The following is an 18,573-nucleotide window of genomic DNA, read 5'->3' on the forward strand; positions in this document are numbered from 1 at the left end:
GCCGCATGTTCCGCAATGTTTCGATGACAGCACAGCCGCCTGCCTGCCGGCGCCTGGGTCATAATCGCTCGCCAACCCAGCACAGGACATTTCCCCATGAAGCCATCTGCGGTATTGATTACAGGCGCCTCCAAGGGCATCGGCCTCGCCGTGGCCGCGCAACTCGCAGCGCAGGGGCAGCAGGTCGTCGGCCTGGCGCGCCAGGCCGATGGCATCGGATTTCCGGGCACGCTGCTGGCATGCGACCTGTCGAGCATGACGCAGACGGCGACCGCGCTGGGCCGCATTGCGGAATCCTTCGAGATCACGCGCATCGTCAACAACGTCGGCATTGCCAGCCCGCAGCCGTTTGGCGCGGTGGATCTGGAAGTGCTGCAGAACGTGTTTGACCTGAACGTGCGCGCGGCCATCCAGGTCACGCAGTTCTTTGTGGAAGGCATGAAGCAGCGGCGCGAGGGGCGCATCGTCAATGTCTGCAGCCGCGCGATCCACGGCGGCTACGACCGCACGGCCTACTCCGCAGCCAAGGCCGCGCTGGTGGGCTGCACCAAGACCTGGGCGCTGGAGCTGGCCAGCTATGGCGTCACATCGAACGCCGTGGCCCCGGGGCCAATCGAGACCGAGCTGTTCCGCAAGTCGCGCCCGGCGGGCAGCGAAGGCGAGAAACAGGTGCTGAAGTCGATTCCGATGGGACGGCTCGGCACGCCGGAGGAGGTGGCCGCGGCGATCTGCTTCCTGCTCTCCGATGGCGCCGGCTTCATCACCGGGCAGGTGCTGGGGGTGGATGGTGGCGGCAGCCTGGGCGGGCGCTGATCGCCTGACATGACGACGGCTGCCCCGCGAGCACGGCCACTTGGGCGAGGCATGGGGCGGGGCAGGCGCAAGCGTGCCAGCTAGGACGGGTCTTTCGTCCGCGTGCGGGACACGGCTGACATCACGCCGATACCCAGCACGATCACGCAGGCGATGCCGATGTACACGGGCGCGAGGCCGGCAATGGTCAGGCCCCATGCAATGCCGCCCACGAGCAGCAGCAACCCGACGATATATAGCGCGAATGACATAAGAGACACCTCCACACGTTGGGGGTTGGCGCCCGTGTGGGCGCGGCTCACTGTCAATGTAGGCAACACGCCTCCGCGCCGGGATCGGTCGATAGCCGAGAGTTGCGTAGGCCGGTTCTGACTTGGCCGCGCGCATCGGGCACTGCCATACTGAATATGAATACGAGGGATCGCTCTGGAAAACGTGAGCGATCCCGCCGCAAGGCACAGGGATGAAAAAGTACGACACGATCACCGTGGAGCACGGCGCGCCGATCAAGCTGTGGACGCAGGGCGTGCCCGTGGAAGACGAGGCCCGCCAGCAGTTGATGAACACCGCGCGCATGCCGTTCATCTACAAGCACCTCGCCGTGATGCCGGATGTGCACCTGGGCAAGGGGTCGACCATTGGCAGCGTGATCCCGACGCTGGGCGCGATCATCCCGGCGGCCGTGGGGGTGGATATCGGCTGCGGGATGATGGCCGCACGCACGTCGCTGATGGCCAGCGACCTGCCAGACAACCTGTCCCGGCTGCGCTCGGCCATCGAGGCCGCGGTGCCGCACGGCCGCACGCCAGGCAGGCGAGACAAGGGCGCCTGGGATTCGCCACCAGAGGCCGTGGACGCGATGTGGGGAGCGCTGACCGAAGGCTTCCGCCGCATCACGGACAAGTACCCGCGCATCCGGAACACCAACCACCACAATCACCTCGGCACGCTCGGCGGCGGCAACCACTTCATCGAAGTCTGCCTCGACGAGTCCGGCCATGTCTGGTTCATGCTGCACTCGGGGTCGCGCGGCGTGGGTAACGCCATCGGTAACCTGTTCATCGAGCTGGCGCAGGCCGATATGCGCCAGCACATCGCCAATCTGCCGGACCGCGACCTCGCCTATTTCGAGGAAGGCAGCAAGCACTTCGATGACTACGTGGAGGCGGTTGGCTGGGCCCAGGACTACGCGCGCCGCAATCGCGCGGTGATGATGCAAAACATCGTCGCGGCGACGCGCAAGGTCATCGCCAAGCCGTTCGTTGCCGACGTCGAGGCCGTGAACTGCCACCACAACTACGTGCAGAAGGAAACGCACTTCGGCCGCGAGGTGCTGGTGACGCGCAAAGGGGCGGTGTCGGCGCAGAAGGGGCAACTCGGCATCATCCCGGGTTCGATGGGCGCACGCAGCTTCATCGTGCGCGGGCTGGGGAACGAGCAGGCGTTCTGTTCGTGCAGCCACGGCGCGGGCCGCGCGATGAGCCGGACACAGGCACGCAAGCGCTTCACGGTCGAGGACCAGGTCAGGGCGACCGCGCACGTCGAATGCCGCAAGGACGCCGACGTGATCGACGAGATCCCGATGGCCTACAAGGACATCGACGCCGTGATGCGCGCGCAGGACGAACTGGTGGAGATCGTGCACACGCTGCGGCAGGTGGTCTGCGTGAAAGGGTAGATCAGGCTAACCCGCGCTCGCCTCGGCGACGACACCGGCCGTTGCGGGCCGATGAGATCCAGGCACCGGCGAGAAACAAGAACGGCAGAGCGAGTGCTCTGCCGTTTTCATTCGTTTGCGTGACGTAGTGGCGAGGTGCGAGTCCGCACGGGCATCAGCGCGTTGCGGATCGCCAGCCCGCCATGTCGCTGGCCGGCGTCGGAGCGATCCGGGTCGGGTTTGCGGTCGGGCCCCGTTCAGCCGGCGGCCAGGCTCACGCCTGCGGCGGCGTTCTGGGCCTTGCCGTCGCGGCCGTACATCTCGTTCGGGGTCATGCCGCCCTGGCGCAGCACCTGGATGGCTTCCTGCGTGAAGGCCAGGTGCGCGCTGACGATCGCGCCGTTCAATTCGTTGGCGTCCTTGGCCTTGTGGGCGAAGAACACCACCTTGCGCCAGGCTTCGGCCACCGCCGGTTCGATCAGGCGGCCCACCAGCAGGCCACCAGCGCCCACGCGCAGACCCAGCGCGATCATCTGCGCCTCGCGTGCCGCGGTGGCGCGATCCAGCACCTGAGCCAGTTCCATCTTCTTGCTGAGCAGATCGCTCAGTGCCTGGAAATCCTGATGCCTGATGGCTTCGCGCTCATCCGCAAGGGCGCGGCCAAAGGCCGCAATGGCGTCAGCTTCAAGCTTGAGGGTATGGATCAGGGCTGCTTGGCTCATGTCAGGTGAGTTATTGGCTGTCGCCCTGGCTCAGCTCACGCAGGGACGCGAGCAAGCCATCGGCGATCTTGCTGGGATCGATCTTGATCCGGCCCTCCGCAATCGCCAGGCGGATTTCCTCGACCTTGCCGGTATCGATGTCGTCGTCAGACTCATTGACGAGACGCGAACCGATTTCGCGGACCTGTGCAGCCAGCGGGCTGACGCGCACGCCGGTCAGGGCGGAGGGATCCGATGACGTTGCAGCGCCGTTGGCGGCCGGTCGGGCGGCGCCTTCGGCGGCCGCGTTGTCGGCGGGCCGGGACGTGGTGGACTGGTTGATCTTCACGGGTAATCCTTGCTGGGTTCCTCTGACTTATCGGATGCCGGGCGCGAAACTTTAGGCTCTCCTGCGCCGATCCGGCGGGCTGCCGGCATTCTCGCACGGCCATCCGCATACTCGGCTTGTTCCCGTTTCGGCTGGCTTCCCAGCGCTTACTTCTGCTTACTTCCTATAACGTCAAAGTGATGCTTACTGCTGAAGCACCACCGTGTCGCCGCTGCGCACCAGGCCGCTGACAACCTGCCCGTTGCGCAGCCGTACCTGGACCGTATTGCCGGTGGCGGCATCGGCCAGCACCTTGCCTTCGCTGGTGAGCTGGAAGGCGTCGCCTTCCACGGTGACGTTCACGGTCTGGCCCGATTTCACGGCGATGGCCTTCTTGAGCAGATCCGTGCGCATCGGCGATCCGGCGGCGATCCGGTTGGCTGCCACCGCGCCGTTGACCTGTGCCGGATCCGTCACCACCGAGCGCGGCAGCGCGGCCAGGTCGCCCTGGCGGACCTCGAGATCGGCGGCGCTGATCGTCTCGCCGGGCGCCATGGCGCGCGCGGCCACATAGTAATCAGTCAGCACCGAGACGCGCGCCTGCATATAGCGAGTCCACGGCCGGTCGCCGCCGCAGCGCACGCCCACGGCCACGCGGCCCCAGGGCGCGGCGCCCGGGGGCAGGAACGGCTCCGGATTGACGCACTCGGGGGCGCGGCCGCCCGACGGCGGCACGACCTGCACGCTGACCTTGCCCGGCAGGCCGTTGGCCTGGCGCTGCAGGAATTGTTCGACGGCCACGCGCGCGGGATCGTCGGCAAACGGCGTGGCGGCCGTGGGCGCCGCCACCGGAGTGACCTGAGCAGGTGCGGCCAATACGGACTGCGCCAGCGCGATGCCGGCCAGTGCCAACAGCCTGGCGGCCTGGCGATAGATATTCATAGGGGTCATCCCTGCAAGGAGGATGAGGCGGCCCCGGTGGCGTTGACCCCGGGCGATGCCGCCGCACAACAGTTGATCGCACAGGGCGCGCGGCGGACCGTGAATGGCTGCGCCCCCTGGCTGTCCGGCAAGCCCCACGCGGCGCGGATGGCGGGCGCGGCGATGCCGGTCAGTGGAAGCCATTGTAGGCAGCCTCGCGCGAAGGCTCGGGGCGAATTGCGCGGATTTCTCCGTCTTATTCGCGCGATTGGCGTGACAACCCGGCCCCTAAGATGGCAACCCTGAAGAAGCCCGGCTGGGGCGTATACCCGGTCTACGGCAGTTCCCTCCCGGAAATGAAGCCATAGTAGGAAAGGCAGACACGATGGACAGACTCGATGCGGCGTTGCGCTTCCAGCAGGAAGCCATGAGCCTTCGCACCCAGCGGCAATCGGTGATTGCCTCGAACATCGCCCACGCGGATACCCCGGGCTACAAGGCGCGCGATTTCGATTTCGCCAGCACGCTGGCGCAGTCCGTGGAGCGCGGCAAGCGCAACGAAGGCGTGTCCCTGTCGACCACGTCCACCCGCCACCTGCCGGGCCAGGCGCCCACTTCCGGCAGCGCCGATCTCGATTACCGCATCCCGCTGCAGTCCAGCGTGGACGGCAACACCGTGGAAATGGATACCGAGCGCGTGGCGTTTGCCGACAACACCGTGCACTTCGAGGCTGGCCTCACGGTCATGAGCTCCAAGATCAAGACGATGTTGTCCGCGATCCAGAACTAACGAGGACCCGCCATGCCCTCCATGAATATCTTCGACGTGGCCGGCTCCGCCATGGCCGCGCAGTCGCAGCGCATGAACGTGACGGCGTCCAACCTCGCCAACGCCGACAGCGCCGTGGCGCCCAACGGCCAGCCTTACCGCGCCAAGCAGGTCATCTTCGAGATGGCGCCCACGCCGGGCCAGAGCGATGTCGGCGGCGTGCAGGTGGCCGGCGTCATGGAAGACGGGGCGCCGCCGCGCATGATCCACAACCCCACGCACCCGCTGGCGGATGCCAACGGCTACGTGACGATGCCCAACGTGAACCCGGTGGAAGAGATGGTCAACATGATCTCGGCGTCGCGTTCGTACCAGGCCAACGTGGAGGTGCTCAACACCGCCAAGAACATGATGCTGAAGACGCTGACGATCGGTCAGTGACGCCACGTTTTTTGAATCTCTCCAGGACTAGCCGGAACACAACATGACGACCACCTCTTCTGTCGGCAGCAATTCCTCCGTGAATGACGCGCTCAAGAGCGGCAGCTCCAGCGCCCAAGATCTGCAGAACAACTTCCTGAAAATGCTGGTCACGCAGATGACCAACCAGGATCCGACCAACCCGATGGATAACTCGCAGCTGACTTCCCAGCTTGCGCAGATCAGCACGGTGAGCGGCCTGCAGACCATGAACGAGACGATGACCGCGCTGCTGCAGCAGACCGCGGCCAGCCGCGCGATGGATTCCGCCGCGCTGATCGGCAAGACCGTGATGGTGCCGGGTTCCACCGTGAGCGTGGCCGGCGGTACGGCCGGCAAGATCGGTGTGGACATCCCGTCGACGGCCGACGCGGTGACCGTGCAGGTGCTGGACAAGGACGGCAACGTGGTCCGCAACATCAACATGAAGGGCCAGACGGCCGGCGTGCACGACATCGCCTGGGACGGCAAGAACGACCAGGGCAACGCAGTGGCGGACGGCGACTACAGCTTCAAGGTCACCGCCACGGCCGAAGGCAAGGACGTGGGTCCGATTGCACTGGTCTACGGCAAGGTGCAGGCCATCAGCGGCGACAGCACCGGCGTGCTGGTCGAACTGAGCGACGGCAAGAAGGCCAACGTCGACGACGTGCGCCGCATTTCCTGATCCAACTATTCACGCATCACCCGGTCCGGCACACGCGCGGGCATTCTACGAACGACAGCCTACATAGGGGAAAATCATGGGTTTTGGTCAAGGGGTAAGCGGTCTGAACGCCGCGGCGTCCAACCTGGACGTGATTGGCAACAACATCGCCAACGCCAACACGGTTGGCTTCAAGCAGTCCACGGCACAGTTCGCGGACGTCTACGCCGGATCGAAGATCGGCCTGGGCACGCGCGTGAATGCCGTCGTGCAATCGTTCACCAACGGCAACATCGCGTCGTCGGGCCGCAACCTGGACGTGGCCATCAGCAACGGCAACGGCTTCTTCCGCCTGACCAATACCGATGGTTCGGTGTTCTACTCGCGTAACGGCCAGATGCAGCGCCTGGACGATGGCCGCCTGGTCAATGCCACCGGCCTGCAAGTGACCGGCTACCCGGCAGGCACCACCGCCGGCGGCGTGCAGCCGCAGCCGATCACCATCAGCAACGCGCAGATGCCGCCGAAGGCCACCACGACCATCACGGCGCAGTTCCAGCTGGACTCGCGCAGCACCGTGCCGACCACCGCCTTTGCCAGCGCACCGGGCGCGCTGCCGACATCGAACATGTTCAACTACAGCACGGCGATGAACGTCTATGACTCGCTGGGCAACAAGCAGCAGGTCACCGCGTACTTCGCCAAGTCGGCCGCGGCCCCGACCGTGGCCGGCGGTACCGACTGGAACATGTACGTGACCGATTCCGCGGGCAACGTGCTGGCCGGCATGCCGGTCCGCCTGGCGTTCGACAACAACGGCGTCATGCAGTCGACCGCCCCGGCGGCCCCGGTTGTCACGCTGCCGGCCGCCAACGGCGCCGCGGTGCTGAACATGAACCTCAACCTCGCCGGCACGACGCAGTTCGGCTCGGACAACGATCCGAAGTCGATCGTCCAGAACGGCTACGCCTCGGGCGCCCTGCTGGGCTTCTCGGTGCAGGAAGACGGCACCATCCTGGGTTCGTACTCCAACGAGCAGACCCTGGCACTGGGCCAGATCGCCATGGCCACGTTCGGCAACGTGGAAGGCCTGAAGCCGGAAGGCGACAACGTGTGGTCGTCCACGGGCGCATCGGGCCAGGAACTGCTGGGCGTCGCCGGCGGCAGCATGGGCACGCTGAAGTCCAACGCCGTGGAAGAGTCCAACGTGGACCTCTCCGGCCAGCTGGTGAATCTGATCGTCGCCCAGCGCAACTATCAGGCCAACGCGCAGACCATCAAGGCGCAGGACACCGTCCTGCAGACCCTGGTGAACATCTGACGCACGGCCCGAGCTAAAGCGCCGCCATGGACCGCATGATCTACACCGCCCTCTCGGGCGCCAAGCAGATACTCGACCAGCAGGCCGCGGTATCGAACAACCTGGCCAACGCTTCCACGCCGGCCTTCCGCGCACAGATCAATATGTATCGCGCGGTGCCGGTGGTGGGGCAGGAGACGCAGACCCGCGCCTTCACGCTGGCCTCCACGCCCGGCGCCGACATGAAGGCGGGTCCGCTGACCTACACGGGCCGCGACCTCGACGTGGCCCTGCAGGGCAACGGCTGGCTGGCGGTGCAGATGCCGGACGGTTCCGAGGCCTTCACCCGCGCGGGTTCGCTGCAGGTGTCGGCCGACGGCCAGCTGCAGACGTCCGCCGGCCGCCCGGTGATGGGCGACGGCGGTCCGATCGCGGTGCCGCCGGGTTCCACGGTCACGATCGGCGGCGACGGCAGCGTCGTGGCGCGCGGTCCGGGCGAAGCCGCCAACGGACTGGCGCAGGTGGGCAAGCTGCGCGTCGTCACGCCGCCGCCGGAATCGCTGGCACGCGGTGACGACGGCTACTTCCGCCTGCGTCCCGGCGCGGACCCGCTGCAGCAGGACCCCAACGTGCGCGTGATCTCCGGCGCGCTGGAAGGCAGCAACGTCAACCCGGTGGAAGCCATGGTGGACATGATCGCCAACGCGCGCCGCTTCGAGATGCAGATGAAGATGATCACCGGCGCCGACAGCAACGACCAGCGGGCCAACGCGCTGCTCTCGAACAACTGAAGCGCGCGGCGCTGAACTCACGCAGAATCAAGAAGGAAAACCATGATCCGCTCTCTCTGGATTGCCAAGACCGGCCTCGATGCGCAGCAGACGCAGATGGACGTGATCTCGAACAACCTGGCCAACGTGTCCACCACGGGCTTCAAGCGCAGCCGCGCCGTGTTCGAGGAACTGATGTACCAGACGATCCGCCAGCCCGGCGCGCTGTCGTCGGACCAGACCGTGCTGCCCTCGGGCATGCAGCTGGGTACCGGCGTGCGCCCCGTGGCCACGGAACGCATTCACACGCAAGGTAACCCGCAGCAAACGGGCAACGCCAAGGACGTGGCCATCATCGGCCAGGGCTTCTTCCAGGTGACGATGCCGGACGGCACCACCTCGTACACGCGCGACGGCTCGTTCCAGGTGGACCCGAACGGCCAGTTGGTGACCTCCAGCGGCTTCGTGATCAACCCAGCCATCACGCTGCCGGCCAACTACACCTCGCTGAACATCGCCCGCGACGGTACCGTCACGGTGATGCAGCCGGGCTCCACCAATGCCGCCACCGTCGGCCAGCTCCAGCTCGCCACGTTCCCGAACCCGGCCGGCCTGGAAAGCCTGGGCGAGAACCTGTACGTGCAGACCGATGCCTCGGGCGCGCCCAACACCACAGTGCCCGGCCTGAACGGCGCCGGCACGCTGCAGAACAACTACGTCGAAGCGTCGAACGTGAACGTGGTGGAAGAACTGGTCAGCATGATCCAGACCCAGCGCGCTTACGAAATCAACAGCAAGGCAGTGCAGACGTCCGACCAGATGCTGCAGCGTCTGACCCAGATGGGATGATGGGAGTGACCATGGCCGCCAAGTTGTCCCGCATCGGTGCGTTTGCCCTGTACGCCATGGCCGGCCTGGCCGTGCTGGCCAGCGGCGGTTGCGCACTGATGCCGAAAGAGCCCCTCGTGCAGACGCCGACCACGGCGCGCGCCGAGCCGCGCGCGATGGGCGCGCCGACGGGCTCGATCTTCGCGTCCTCCTACGCGGGCAATCCGCTGTTCGAGGACCGGCGGCCACGCAATGTTGGCGACATCCTGACCATCGTGATCAGCGAGAACGTCAACGCCAGCAAGAACTCCGGCACCAACGCCAGCCGCACGGGCAGCACCGCATTGGCATTCAATGCGGTGCCACGTGCGCTCGGTGGCTTGTTCAGTACCAGCCAGAATGCCGACGTGAACGGCAGCAACGCCCTGAAGGCCAGCGGCGGCGCGTCCGCCGCCAATACCTTCAACGGCACCATCACCGTCACGGTGCTGGAAGTGCTGCCCAACGGCAACCTGGTGGTGTCGGGAGAAAAGCAGATGGCCATCAACCAGGGGGCGGAGTTCATCCGCTTCTCCGGCGTGGTCAATCCGCGCACGATCACCGGCGACAACGCAGTGCCGTCCACCCAGGTGGCGGATGCACGGATCGAGTACACCGCCAAGGGGTATATCGATGAAGTGCAGAACATGGGCTGGCTGCAGCGCTTCTTCCTCAATGTCTTACCGTACTGATCCCGCCATGTTTCTGCCTCCGAAGCCTTTCCAAAAGCCAGGCTCGCTGTTGGGCACCCCGCCCGGCCTTCGTTCCCGCTCGGGTCGCGCGGTCTCTTTTGTCTGCCTGCTGCTTGCGCTGTTTCTCGGCGCGGGCGCGGGCGCCGCGCAAGCGGAGCGCCTGAAGAACCTGGCGACGTTCCAGGGTGTGCGCGACAACCCGCTGGTGGGTTATGGCCTGGTGGTCGGGCTGGACAACACCGGCGACCAGACGATGCAGACGCCGTTTACCACGCAGAGCTTGACGAACATGCTCTCGCAGCTGGGCGTGACGCTGCCGGCGGGCAAGAACATGCAGCTGAAGAACGTGGCCGCGGTGATGGTCACGACGTCGCTGCCGGCGTTCGCGCAGCCGGGCAGCCAGCTTGACGTAGTGGTGTCGTCGATGGGCAATGCCAAGAGCCTGCGAGGCGGCACGCTGCTGATGACGCCCCTCAAGGGCGCCGATGGCCAGGTGTACGCCATCGCGCAGGGCAACATGCTGGTGGGCGGCGCCGGGGCGTCGGCCAACGGCAGCAAGGTCCAGATCAACCAGCTCGCCGTCGGCCGCATTGCCAACGGCGCGGTGGTGGAACGCGCCGTCCCGGCCTTCCAGCCGGAAGGCGGCTACATGAACCTGGAACTCAAGGACACGGACTTTGGCACCGCGGAGCGCGTGGTCGAGGCCATCAACCGCAACCTGGGCCCGGGTACGGCCGCGGCGATGGACGGCCGCGTGGTGCAGGTGCGCGCGCCGCAAACGCCTACCGCGCGCGTGGGCTTCCTCGCACGCATCGAGAATATCGACGTGACGCCGGCCAAGGCCGCCGCCAAGGTCATCCTGAACGCCCGCACCGGTTCCATCGTCATGAACCAGGCGGTCACGGTGGAAGATTGCGCCATCGCGCATGGCAACCTCTCCGTCGTCATCAATACGCAGCCGGTCATCAGCCAGCCGGCGCCGTTCAGCCAGGGCCAGACCGTGGTGGCGCCGGTATCGCAGATCGACCTGAAGCAGCAGGGCGGGTCGTTGCAGATCGTGAAGGCCGGGGCGTCGCTAGCCGCGGTGGTCAAGGGCCTGAACGCGCTGGGCGCCACGCCGGCCGACCTGCAGACCATCTTGGAGGCCATGCGTGCCGCCGGCGCGCTGCGCGCCGAACTGGAGATCATCTGATGGCGGGCTCGACGCTTTCCTCGCAGGCCGATGTCTCGCAGCGCTTTGCGCTCGACACGCAGGGCTTCGAGGCGCTGAAGGGCCAGGCGCGCGCCGGCAACAACCGGAACACGCTCCAGGCGGCGGCCAAGCAGTTCGAGGCCGTCTTCACGCAGATGGTGCTCAAGAGCATGCGCGACGCCACGCCGTCGGATGGCTTGTTCGACAACGAGCAGACCAAGCTCTACATGTCCATGATGGACCAGCAGCTGTCGCAGCAGTTGTCGTCGCGCGGCATCGGCCTGGCCGATGTGATGATTCGCCAGCTGGCGCGTGCCACCGGCACGCAGTTGCCGGACAACGCCGGCGTGGCTGGTGCCGGCGGGGCGAGCGGCGCCGCGCGCCAGCAGGATGCGCAAATGGCCGCGCTGCTCGACAGCCGTGGCGCCACCGACGCCGACGGCCCGCCGCCGATCGGCACGATCGTGCAGGGCGGATCGTGGAACCCCACCGCCGGCCTGCGCCAGTACCAGGGCCAGGCCGACTGGCAGGGCAATGGCCAGAACAATCTGGGGCAACTGCCGGACGATTCGCCGCAGCACATCAGCGACTTCGTCAATCGCATGGCGGCCCCCGCCATGGCGGCATCCCGTGCCTCGGGCGTGCCGGCGAAGCTGATCGTCGGCCAGGCCGCGCTGGAATCCGGCTGGGGACGCCGCGAGATCCTGAATCCGGACGGTTCGACCACGTTCAACGTCTTCGGCATCAAGGCCGGTGCCAACTGGAAGGGGCCGGTGGCCGAGATCACGACGACCGAGTATGTCGACGGCCAGCCGCAGAAAGTTCGCGCTCGCTTCCGTGCCTACGGGTCCTACGACGAGGCATGCACGGACTATGCGCGCCTGCTGACCACCAATCCGCGCTATGCGGGCGTGGTCGCGGCGAACAGCGCCGACGAGGCCGCGCACGGCCTGCAGCGCGCGGGCTACGCCACCGATCCGGCCTACGGCGAGAAGCTCGTCCAGATCATGAAGAAGGTCTCCACCTGACGGGGACGGCGGCATGCCTTCGCACCCGCCGCCAGATGTCATGCCCATTGCCTCGCGCGGCCCGGTCCCGGCCGCGCTGTTGGCGCTTACCGCCTGTGTTGGCACGCGAGCAAACGCTCACTATGTAGGCGCGGGTCGGATCGGAAAACACCCGCATGCGCCGCTAAAGTCCCGTCGCCGTTCTGCCGTTATCTTGCACATCCATCGCCGTCGGCCGCATGCCGAAGGCTAGCCAATCGATCCGGGGTCAGACACATGTCTCTCTTTAATATCGGTCTTTCGGGCCTGAACACTGCGCAGAACGCGCTCACGACGGTCGGCCACAACTTCAGCAACGCGGCCACCGCGGGTTACACGCGCCAGAACACGATCATCGCGTCGGCGGGCGGCCAGTACACCAGCTCGGGCTTCTACGGCCAGGGCTCCAACACGATCACCGTCCAGCGCGTCTACGACAGCTTCCTGACCGGCCAGCTGCGCGGCGCCACGTCCGCCAGCGCGCAACTGGCGACCTACTCGGACCAGATTTCGCAGATCGACAACCTGCTGGCCGACCAGAAGGGCGGCCTGGCTCCGCTGATGCAGAAGTTCTTCGCGTCCGTGCAGGCCGTGTCGGACACGCCGGCCGATCCGGCCGCGCGCCAGGGCATGCTGTCCGCCGCGCAGGCGCTGGCCGGCCAGATGAAGTCGTCGAGCGACTACTTCAAGCAGCTTCAGGATGGCCTGAACACGCAGATCAAGTCGTCGGTGACGCAAGTCAACGACTACACCAAGCAGATCGCCAACCTGAACAAGGAAATCACCCGCATGACCGCCGCGTCCGGCGGACAGCCGCCCAACGACCTGCTCGACCAGCGCGACCAGGCCGTCGCCAAGCTGACCGAATTGGTGGGCGCCAAGGTGGTGGTGCAGGACGGTGGTACCTACAACGTCTTCGTCGGCAACGGCCAGCCGCTGGTGATGGGTTCGGATTCGTATGACATGAAGGCAATTGCCTCGTCCGCCGATCCGAGCCGCACGGTCCTCGGTTTCACGCTGCCCAACGGCAACGTGATCGAAGCCCAGGACGGCACGGTGACGGGCGGTTCCATCGGCGGCATGCTGAAGTTCCGCAGCCAGTCGCTGGACGCGGCGCAGAACGCCATCGGCCGCCTGTCGCTGGCGATCGGCCAGACCTTCAATAACCAGCACAAGCTGGGTATCGACCTGAATGGCGCCATCGGCACGGACATGTTCGCGCTGGGCACGCCCGTGGTCTACGCCAACAACAACAATACGTCGGCCGCCATCGCCACGGTCACCATCGGCAACACCGCCGCCAACAACGCCAGCAACCTGACCACCAGCGACTACACGCTGAAGTACGACGGCACCAACTACACGCTGACGCGCATGTCGGACAACACCGTGGTGGCCACGACGCCGACGTTCCCGCTGAACATGAATGTCGATGGCTTCTCCGTCAGCATCAACGTGGCGATGAACGCCAACGACTCGTTCCAGATCCAGCCGACCCGCAACGCGGCCGCCGGCTTCGGCACGCTGATCACAGACCCGGCGAAGGTCGCTGCCGCCTCGCCGGCCCGCGCCGACGCGAGCACGCAGAACACGGGCACGGGCACCGCCAAGCTCAAGAGCGTGGCGCAAGGCTTCGCGCTGCTGGCAGGCGGCCCGATCACTGCCACGTACAACAGCGCCACCAGCGCGTACGTCTTTACCAATGCCGCCGGCACGGTCGTGACTCCGACCAGCACCGTGGTCAACGGCACCGCCACCGAGTTCACCTTCAACGGCCTGACGTTCAGCTTCGACGGCACGCCGAAGAACGGCGACAAGTTCACGCTGGCGAACAACACCGGCGCCGTGGCGGACAACGGCAACGCGCTGGCGCTGGCGAAGCTGCAGACCACCAAGATCATCAATGGCACGTCGAGCTTCAACGATGCCTACGCCCAGCTGGTCAACGACGTCGGCAGCGATGCCAAGTCCGCCAGCATCGCGTCGACGTCGCAAGACAGCATCACCAACCAGATCTACACGGCACAGCAGTCGGTCTCGGGCGTGAACATGGACGAGGAAACCGTCAACATGCTCAAGTTCCAGCAGCTGTACCAGGCAAACGCCCGGGTCATCCAGACGGCCAGCACGATCTTCGACACGCTGATCGGCATCGGCAGGTAACAAGCGGCCAACACAGACAGATCAACCGGATAAGAAGGAATCAAGCCATGCGCGTTGCTACCTCTACCCTGTATCACCAGGGCCTGGCCTCGATGAACAACCAGCAGTCCAGCCTGTTGCACGTGCAGCAGCAGCTGGGCACCGGCCGCCGCATCCTGACCCCGTCCGACGACCCCGTGGCCGCCACGCGCGCGCTGAGCGTGTCGCAGGCCGGCGCGGTCAACGGCCAGTACACCACCTCGCGCAAGCAGGCCAACTCGTCGCTGGGTCAGGAGGAAAACACGCTCCAGACCGTGACGACCACGCTCCAGAACATCAAGACGTTGCTGGTGAATGCGGGTAACGGCACGATGAGCGACAACGACCGCGCGTCGCTGGCCACCACGCTGCAAGGCCAGTACGACCAGTTGCTGGGCCTGGCGAATGCCGACGACGGCAACGGCAACTACCTGTTCTCCGGCCTGCAATCCGGCACCGTGCCGTTCGCCAAGAACGCCGCCGGCGGCGCCGTGTACCAGGGCGACACGGGCCACCAGCTGTTGCAAGTGGATGTGTCGCGGCAGATGGAAACCGGCAACAACGGCTCGGAAGTCTTCCTGAGCGTGACCGCGAATGCGGGCTACGTGCTGAAGGGCAACTCGGCCAATACCGGCACGGGCACGTACAGCGCCGTCACCGTCAGCGACCCGGCGGACCCGCTGTACGGCCATTCGCTGACGCTGACGTTCCAGACCAACGTCGGCACGGGCAAGATGCAATACAGCATCATGGACAACACCACCGGTACGGCAGTCGGCACGCCCACCGACTACTCCGATGGCGTGGCAATCAACGTGGCGGGCGTGACGTTCGCGGTCAAGGGCACTCCGGCCGACGGCGACACGATGAGCGCCCAGCCGGCCCAGCAAGCCGGCGCCGACATGTTTGCGAACCTGCAGAACGTGATCAACGCGCTGCGCACGCCGATCAACGTGGGCACCAACCAGCCGGCGGCCGACGCCAACCTGCAGAACGTGATCGCCACTGGCCTGCGCCAGTTCGACAATTCGCTGGACAACGTGCTGACCGTGCGCTCGTCGGTAGGCTCGCGCATGCAGGAGCTGGACGCGCTGGACACCATCGGCCAGAACCGCGACGTGTCGAATGCCAAGACGCTGTCCGACCTGCAGGACCTGGACTACGCCGCCGCGATCACCGAGTACTACCAGCGCCAGACCGCGCTGCAAGGCGCGCAGCAGTCGTTCATGCAGATCCAGGGCATGAACCTGTTCCAGTATCTGTAAGGGAATTGGTGGAGGGGCGGCTAGCGCCTGTGTGCCGCTGAGCAATTAAGTGGGTCAATCTCCCACAATAAACTGAGGCAAATCCTCGCTAGGCAAGGACTCGCCGTCTGCTCGATGTGAGCCTGCCTCGCTTTATTGTGGGAGATTGACCCACTTAATTGCTCAGCGGCAGGCCCATGGATGCGCACACCACAAGGTCCACCGTTTTGACATGCAGGACTGAAGGTACACACCTCCCCCAACACGCTGCTACCGACCCTAAGCGGTCCGTTGCAACTCTCAAAAGCCGACGTTCGACCCGCCGTGAGAACTAGTGAATCTGCGTGTCATCTCGACATGTTTTTGACAAACTTTGAGCCATTCCGCGTATGCAATCCATACCGCCTGGACGAGCAATTGAGGGTTGGATACTGCCTGATATGGCTTGCAGCAGGTTTGGGCGCGCTCTGGCTAACAACGTTCTTCAGTGCCCGCTCCACTTGAGTTGGATCGCGTCGTTGTGTTGATCCTTTCGGGCATTTTATTGAGCATATGTCGCCTCGAAATTGGTATCACGTAGGTCTAAAGTTGAACTCATGACCAGCTGACGAAAGCGTCACGCAAAGACACATGCAACTTGAACGGAAGCAAAAATGACCAATCGCACCATCAGGAGCTCAGATATGACCATCACGACTGCGGCGAACGGGAAAGAAGTCGCCTATCACGGTGTGCCGGCAGAAGATGACTACGGCTATGTACAGGCGATCAAGATCGGAAACACGATCTATGTGTCCGGCCAGCTCAGCCACGACGACAAAGGGCGCATGATCGCTCCTGCCGCGCTCGATGAAACAGGCCGGCCAGTCGACTTCTCGACGATGGAGGCGCAGATGCGGGTGACTTATGCAAACGCGGAAAAACTCCTCGCGCAGTTTGGAGCAACCCTTGATCACGTCGTGGAAGAGACTCTCTATGTGCTCGATGTCGATGAAGCGTTTTCGGTAGCAGGCAAGGTGCGCAAGGAATCCTACGCAACTGCGCGACCTCAGTGCGCCAGCAACCTGATCGGCGTATCGAGGCTCGCCTTTCCTGAGCAACTCATTGAAATCACCTTCAAGGCGGTACTGCCTACGGTATAGGCGTTCTTGCAGATATCAGTCGCGCGTCCGATCTAGTCTGCGTCAGCTCGTGATTTGAGGGTTCAACCGGTCAACGCAACGGATTGATGGAATCGTTCAGCCGGTGTATCGAAGTCTAGTGTTTTTCGGGGGCGCTCATTGAGCCGCCTCGCTACGGCATTGAGCTTGGCTTGCGAATAGACAGCGAGATCGGTCCCTTTGGGGAAGTACTGTCTCAGAAGGCCGTTTGTGTTTTCGTTTGAGCCGCGTTGCCACGGATGCTGAGGGTCGCAGAAGTAGACCTTGATGTCCGTGGCCACGGTGAAACGCTTGTGTTCTGCCATCTCGGATCCCCGATCCCAAGTCAGCGATTTGTAGAGTTCCTGCGGCAATTTACACGCATGCTTGATGAGTGCATTGACGACCGTCTCGCTGTCCTTGCTGGCAATCTTCACCAGCATAAGATAGCGCGTCTGGCGTTCGACAAGCGTCACGATCTGGCTGCTCCCGCTACCACACAGCAGGTCGCCTTCCCAATGACCGGGAATTGCGCGGTCCTCGGCCGTGGAAGGCCGTTCACTGATCGACACCGTGTCACAAATCCTGCCGTGGTCGTCCGTCTTTTGTGTGTGATGGCGCGAACGACGCATGGCTCGTGAGCGCCGCAGGTGCTCCAGCAACTCCTTTTTTAGCGCGCCGCGGGCCTGTATGTAAAGGCTACGATAGATAGTCTCGTGTGACACCTTGTAGTCCTTGTTGACCGCGCATGCATGCTTGAGCCAACCGGCAATCTGCTCAGGAGACCACAGCATCCGCAGCTTGTCCGACACCACGCGCGCCAGCACTCGGTTCCTGACCAGCTTACATACTTTTGGGCGACGGGCCCGCTCCCAGGCAAGCTGGTCAGCCCGATTCGCCCGATAGCCCTGGCCTCCACCGTTGCGCGCGAGCTCCCGACTGATGGTAGAAGGCGCTCGTCCGAGCCGGGCCGCTATTGAACGGATTGAGAGCCCAGCAACCATTGAGCGCGATATCTCCTCTCGCTCGGGGAGCGTCAACGCCAACCTGGAGCGGTGTCGTTGCGCTGGTTGAATACCGCCGGTTTCCGCCAGAATCCGTTGTACAGATGAATGGTTACGATCGAACAGTTGGGCGATATGCTGAAGAGATTCGCCCTTCTGCCAACGCTCCCACATCAGCGCCTTCTGGCTTTCCGTGTAGTAGATACGCCGCCTTTGCTTCATTTGCAACACCCCTCTCTGCTCACGCAGCCTTCAGTGTGTTGCATCGACCGGTTGAATCCTCAGGGTAACACCAGACGGCTCAGGTTTGGGCCTACTCGCAAAGACACATCCTTGATTCTTGATTTATTGCCGTGGCACCTTAGATCAGATTGTTCTCGGTATCCAAGTGCGCTAGCCCAAGTTTTGGCTTCACAGTTTGCCGAGGTCTTCTGCGACTTGGTCCTGTAGCAAATCCGTCGCAGCGGTGGTGGCGGTAGCCCTTGGCGCCGGCGGGAGTCGGTGAGCTACCACGTCAGCCTCGACCGCGCTGGTGGCGCTACGGCACTCTTGTGTGGCACATCCAGTGCGCAATAGCCATGTACTGTGATGTCGTAGAGAATTGCCGCTGGCGTCAGGCCGAGCAGTGGAGCGCTTTCCTCAAGTTCCGCGTCGGCGGACGACTCAACGGTTCCGTGAACCGCCCCGGGTACCGTGGAGGCTGGTTGGTTTAAGTTAATAGCGTTTCAGCGGCAGGCATTTGAAGCTGCTGATAGTAGTTTGCCTCAGCTTCGGCGGGCGGGATATAGCCAAGGGGTTCCATCAGCCGGTGGTGATTGAACCA

Annotated in this window: 19 protein-coding genes; 14 read left to right on the forward strand and 5 right to left on the reverse strand. The window is 64.5% G+C overall.

Features of this window, described 5'->3' with window-relative positions; genetic code table 11:
- Positions 1–96 precede the first annotated feature (96 nt).
- Complete coding sequence (locus AC1DOX_RS21500; RefSeq protein ID WP_092140876.1) at positions 97–813, forward strand: SDR family oxidoreductase; 717 nt, start codon at positions 97–99, stop codon at positions 811–813.
- Between the two features lie 80 nt (positions 814–893).
- On the opposite strand, the gene AC1DOX_RS21505 is transcribed toward AC1DOX_RS21500, so the two are convergent.
- Positions 894–1,064: a hypothetical protein gene (locus tag AC1DOX_RS21505; protein WP_441623146.1), complete on the reverse strand. Its 171-nt coding sequence runs from the start codon at positions 1,062–1,064 to the stop codon at positions 894–896.
- Positions 1,065–1,276: 212 nt separating this feature from the next.
- On the opposite strand from AC1DOX_RS21505, the gene AC1DOX_RS21510 reads away from it, so the two are divergent.
- Positions 1,277–2,491, forward strand: coding sequence for an RtcB family protein (locus AC1DOX_RS21510; RefSeq protein WP_441623148.1), 1,215 nt, complete (start codon positions 1,277–1,279; stop codon positions 2,489–2,491).
- A 236-nt stretch (positions 2,492–2,727) separates the two neighbouring features.
- Here the strand turns inward: AC1DOX_RS21510 and AC1DOX_RS21515 are convergent, their stop codons facing one another.
- The 3 genes from AC1DOX_RS21515 to flgA form a co-directional block, all read right to left on the reverse strand.
- A complete protein-coding gene (locus tag AC1DOX_RS21515) occupies positions 2,728–3,192 on the reverse strand; it encodes a flagella synthesis protein FlgN (protein ID WP_441623150.1) in 465 nt (154 codons plus the stop codon).
- Positions 3,193–3,202: 10 nt separating this feature from the next.
- Positions 3,203–3,520, reverse strand: coding sequence for a flagellar biosynthesis anti-sigma factor FlgM (gene flgM / locus AC1DOX_RS21520; protein ID WP_441623152.1), 318 nt, complete (start codon positions 3,518–3,520; stop codon positions 3,203–3,205).
- 183 nt (positions 3,521–3,703) lie between these two features.
- Positions 3,704–4,441, reverse strand: coding sequence for a flagellar basal body P-ring formation chaperone FlgA (flgA, locus tag AC1DOX_RS21525; RefSeq protein WP_441623154.1), 738 nt, complete (start codon positions 4,439–4,441; stop codon positions 3,704–3,706).
- 364 nt (positions 4,442–4,805) lie between these two features.
- Here flgA and flgB point away from each other — a divergent pair, with 364 nt between their 5' ends.
- The 12 genes from flgB to AC1DOX_RS21585 all read left to right on the forward strand — a co-directional run bounded on the left by flgB (position 4,806) and on the right by AC1DOX_RS21585 (position 16,749).
- Positions 4,806–5,210, forward strand: a complete 405-nt coding sequence (flgB, locus tag AC1DOX_RS21530) for a flagellar basal body rod protein FlgB (RefSeq protein WP_441623156.1) — start codon at positions 4,806–4,808, stop codon at positions 5,208–5,210.
- A gap of 12 nt (positions 5,211–5,222) precedes the next feature.
- Positions 5,223–5,630, forward strand: coding sequence for a flagellar basal body rod protein FlgC (gene flgC, locus AC1DOX_RS21535; RefSeq protein ID WP_092140888.1), 408 nt, complete (start codon positions 5,223–5,225; stop codon positions 5,628–5,630).
- A gap of 43 nt (positions 5,631–5,673) precedes the next feature.
- Positions 5,674–6,336, forward strand: coding sequence for a flagellar hook assembly protein FlgD (locus AC1DOX_RS21540; protein WP_441623158.1), 663 nt, complete (start codon positions 5,674–5,676; stop codon positions 6,334–6,336).
- Positions 6,337–6,412: 76 nt separating this feature from the next.
- Positions 6,413–7,636: a flagellar hook protein FlgE gene (gene flgE / locus AC1DOX_RS21545; RefSeq protein WP_441623160.1), complete on the forward strand. Its 1,224-nt coding sequence runs from the start codon at positions 6,413–6,415 to the stop codon at positions 7,634–7,636.
- A gap of 26 nt (positions 7,637–7,662) precedes the next feature.
- Positions 7,663–8,406 (forward strand): flagellar basal-body rod protein FlgF, encoded by a 744-nt coding sequence (gene flgF / locus AC1DOX_RS21550; RefSeq protein WP_092140894.1) that lies wholly within the window; start codon positions 7,663–7,665, stop codon positions 8,404–8,406.
- A gap of 42 nt (positions 8,407–8,448) precedes the next feature.
- Positions 8,449–9,234: a flagellar basal-body rod protein FlgG gene (flgG, locus tag AC1DOX_RS21555; protein ID WP_092140896.1), complete on the forward strand. Its 786-nt coding sequence runs from the start codon at positions 8,449–8,451 to the stop codon at positions 9,232–9,234.
- Between the two features lie 5 nt (positions 9,235–9,239).
- The gene (gene flgH / locus AC1DOX_RS21560; RefSeq protein ID WP_092140984.1) at positions 9,240–9,944 is read left to right on the forward strand and encodes a flagellar basal body L-ring protein FlgH; all 705 of its coding nucleotides are present in this window, start codon (positions 9,240–9,242) and stop codon (positions 9,942–9,944) included.
- A 7-nt stretch (positions 9,945–9,951) separates the two neighbouring features.
- Entirely contained in the window at positions 9,952–11,136 is a 1,185-nt protein-coding gene (locus AC1DOX_RS21565; RefSeq protein WP_441623163.1) for a flagellar basal body P-ring protein FlgI, read from the forward strand.
- On the forward strand, positions 11,136–12,164 hold the full coding sequence (gene flgJ, locus AC1DOX_RS21570) for a flagellar assembly peptidoglycan hydrolase FlgJ (RefSeq protein WP_441623165.1): 1,029 nt from the start codon (positions 11,136–11,138) through the stop codon (positions 12,162–12,164). The genes AC1DOX_RS21565 and flgJ overlap by 1 nt, the downstream gene beginning before the upstream one ends.
- 255 nt (positions 12,165–12,419) lie before the next feature.
- Positions 12,420–14,345, forward strand: a complete 1,926-nt coding sequence (gene flgK / locus AC1DOX_RS21575; protein WP_477101501.1) for a flagellar hook-associated protein FlgK — start codon at positions 12,420–12,422, stop codon at positions 14,343–14,345.
- 47 nt (positions 14,346–14,392) lie between these two features.
- Positions 14,393–15,628 (forward strand): flagellar hook-associated protein FlgL, encoded by a 1,236-nt coding sequence (flgL, locus tag AC1DOX_RS21580; protein ID WP_092140904.1) that lies wholly within the window; start codon positions 14,393–14,395, stop codon positions 15,626–15,628.
- 662 nt (positions 15,629–16,290) lie between these two features.
- Positions 16,291–16,749, forward strand: coding sequence for a RidA family protein (locus AC1DOX_RS21585; protein WP_477114051.1), 459 nt, complete (start codon positions 16,291–16,293; stop codon positions 16,747–16,749).
- A gap of 62 nt (positions 16,750–16,811) precedes the next feature.
- Here AC1DOX_RS21585 and AC1DOX_RS21590 read toward each other — a convergent pair whose 3' ends face one another.
- The gene (locus tag AC1DOX_RS21590) at positions 16,812–17,972 is read right to left on the reverse strand and encodes an IS30 family transposase (RefSeq protein ID WP_477114052.1); all 1,161 of its coding nucleotides are present in this window, start codon (positions 17,970–17,972) and stop codon (positions 16,812–16,814) included.
- Between the last annotated feature and the right edge of the window lie 601 nt (positions 17,973–18,573).

This window comes from Cupriavidus sp. 01L415, from assembly GCF_056400065.1.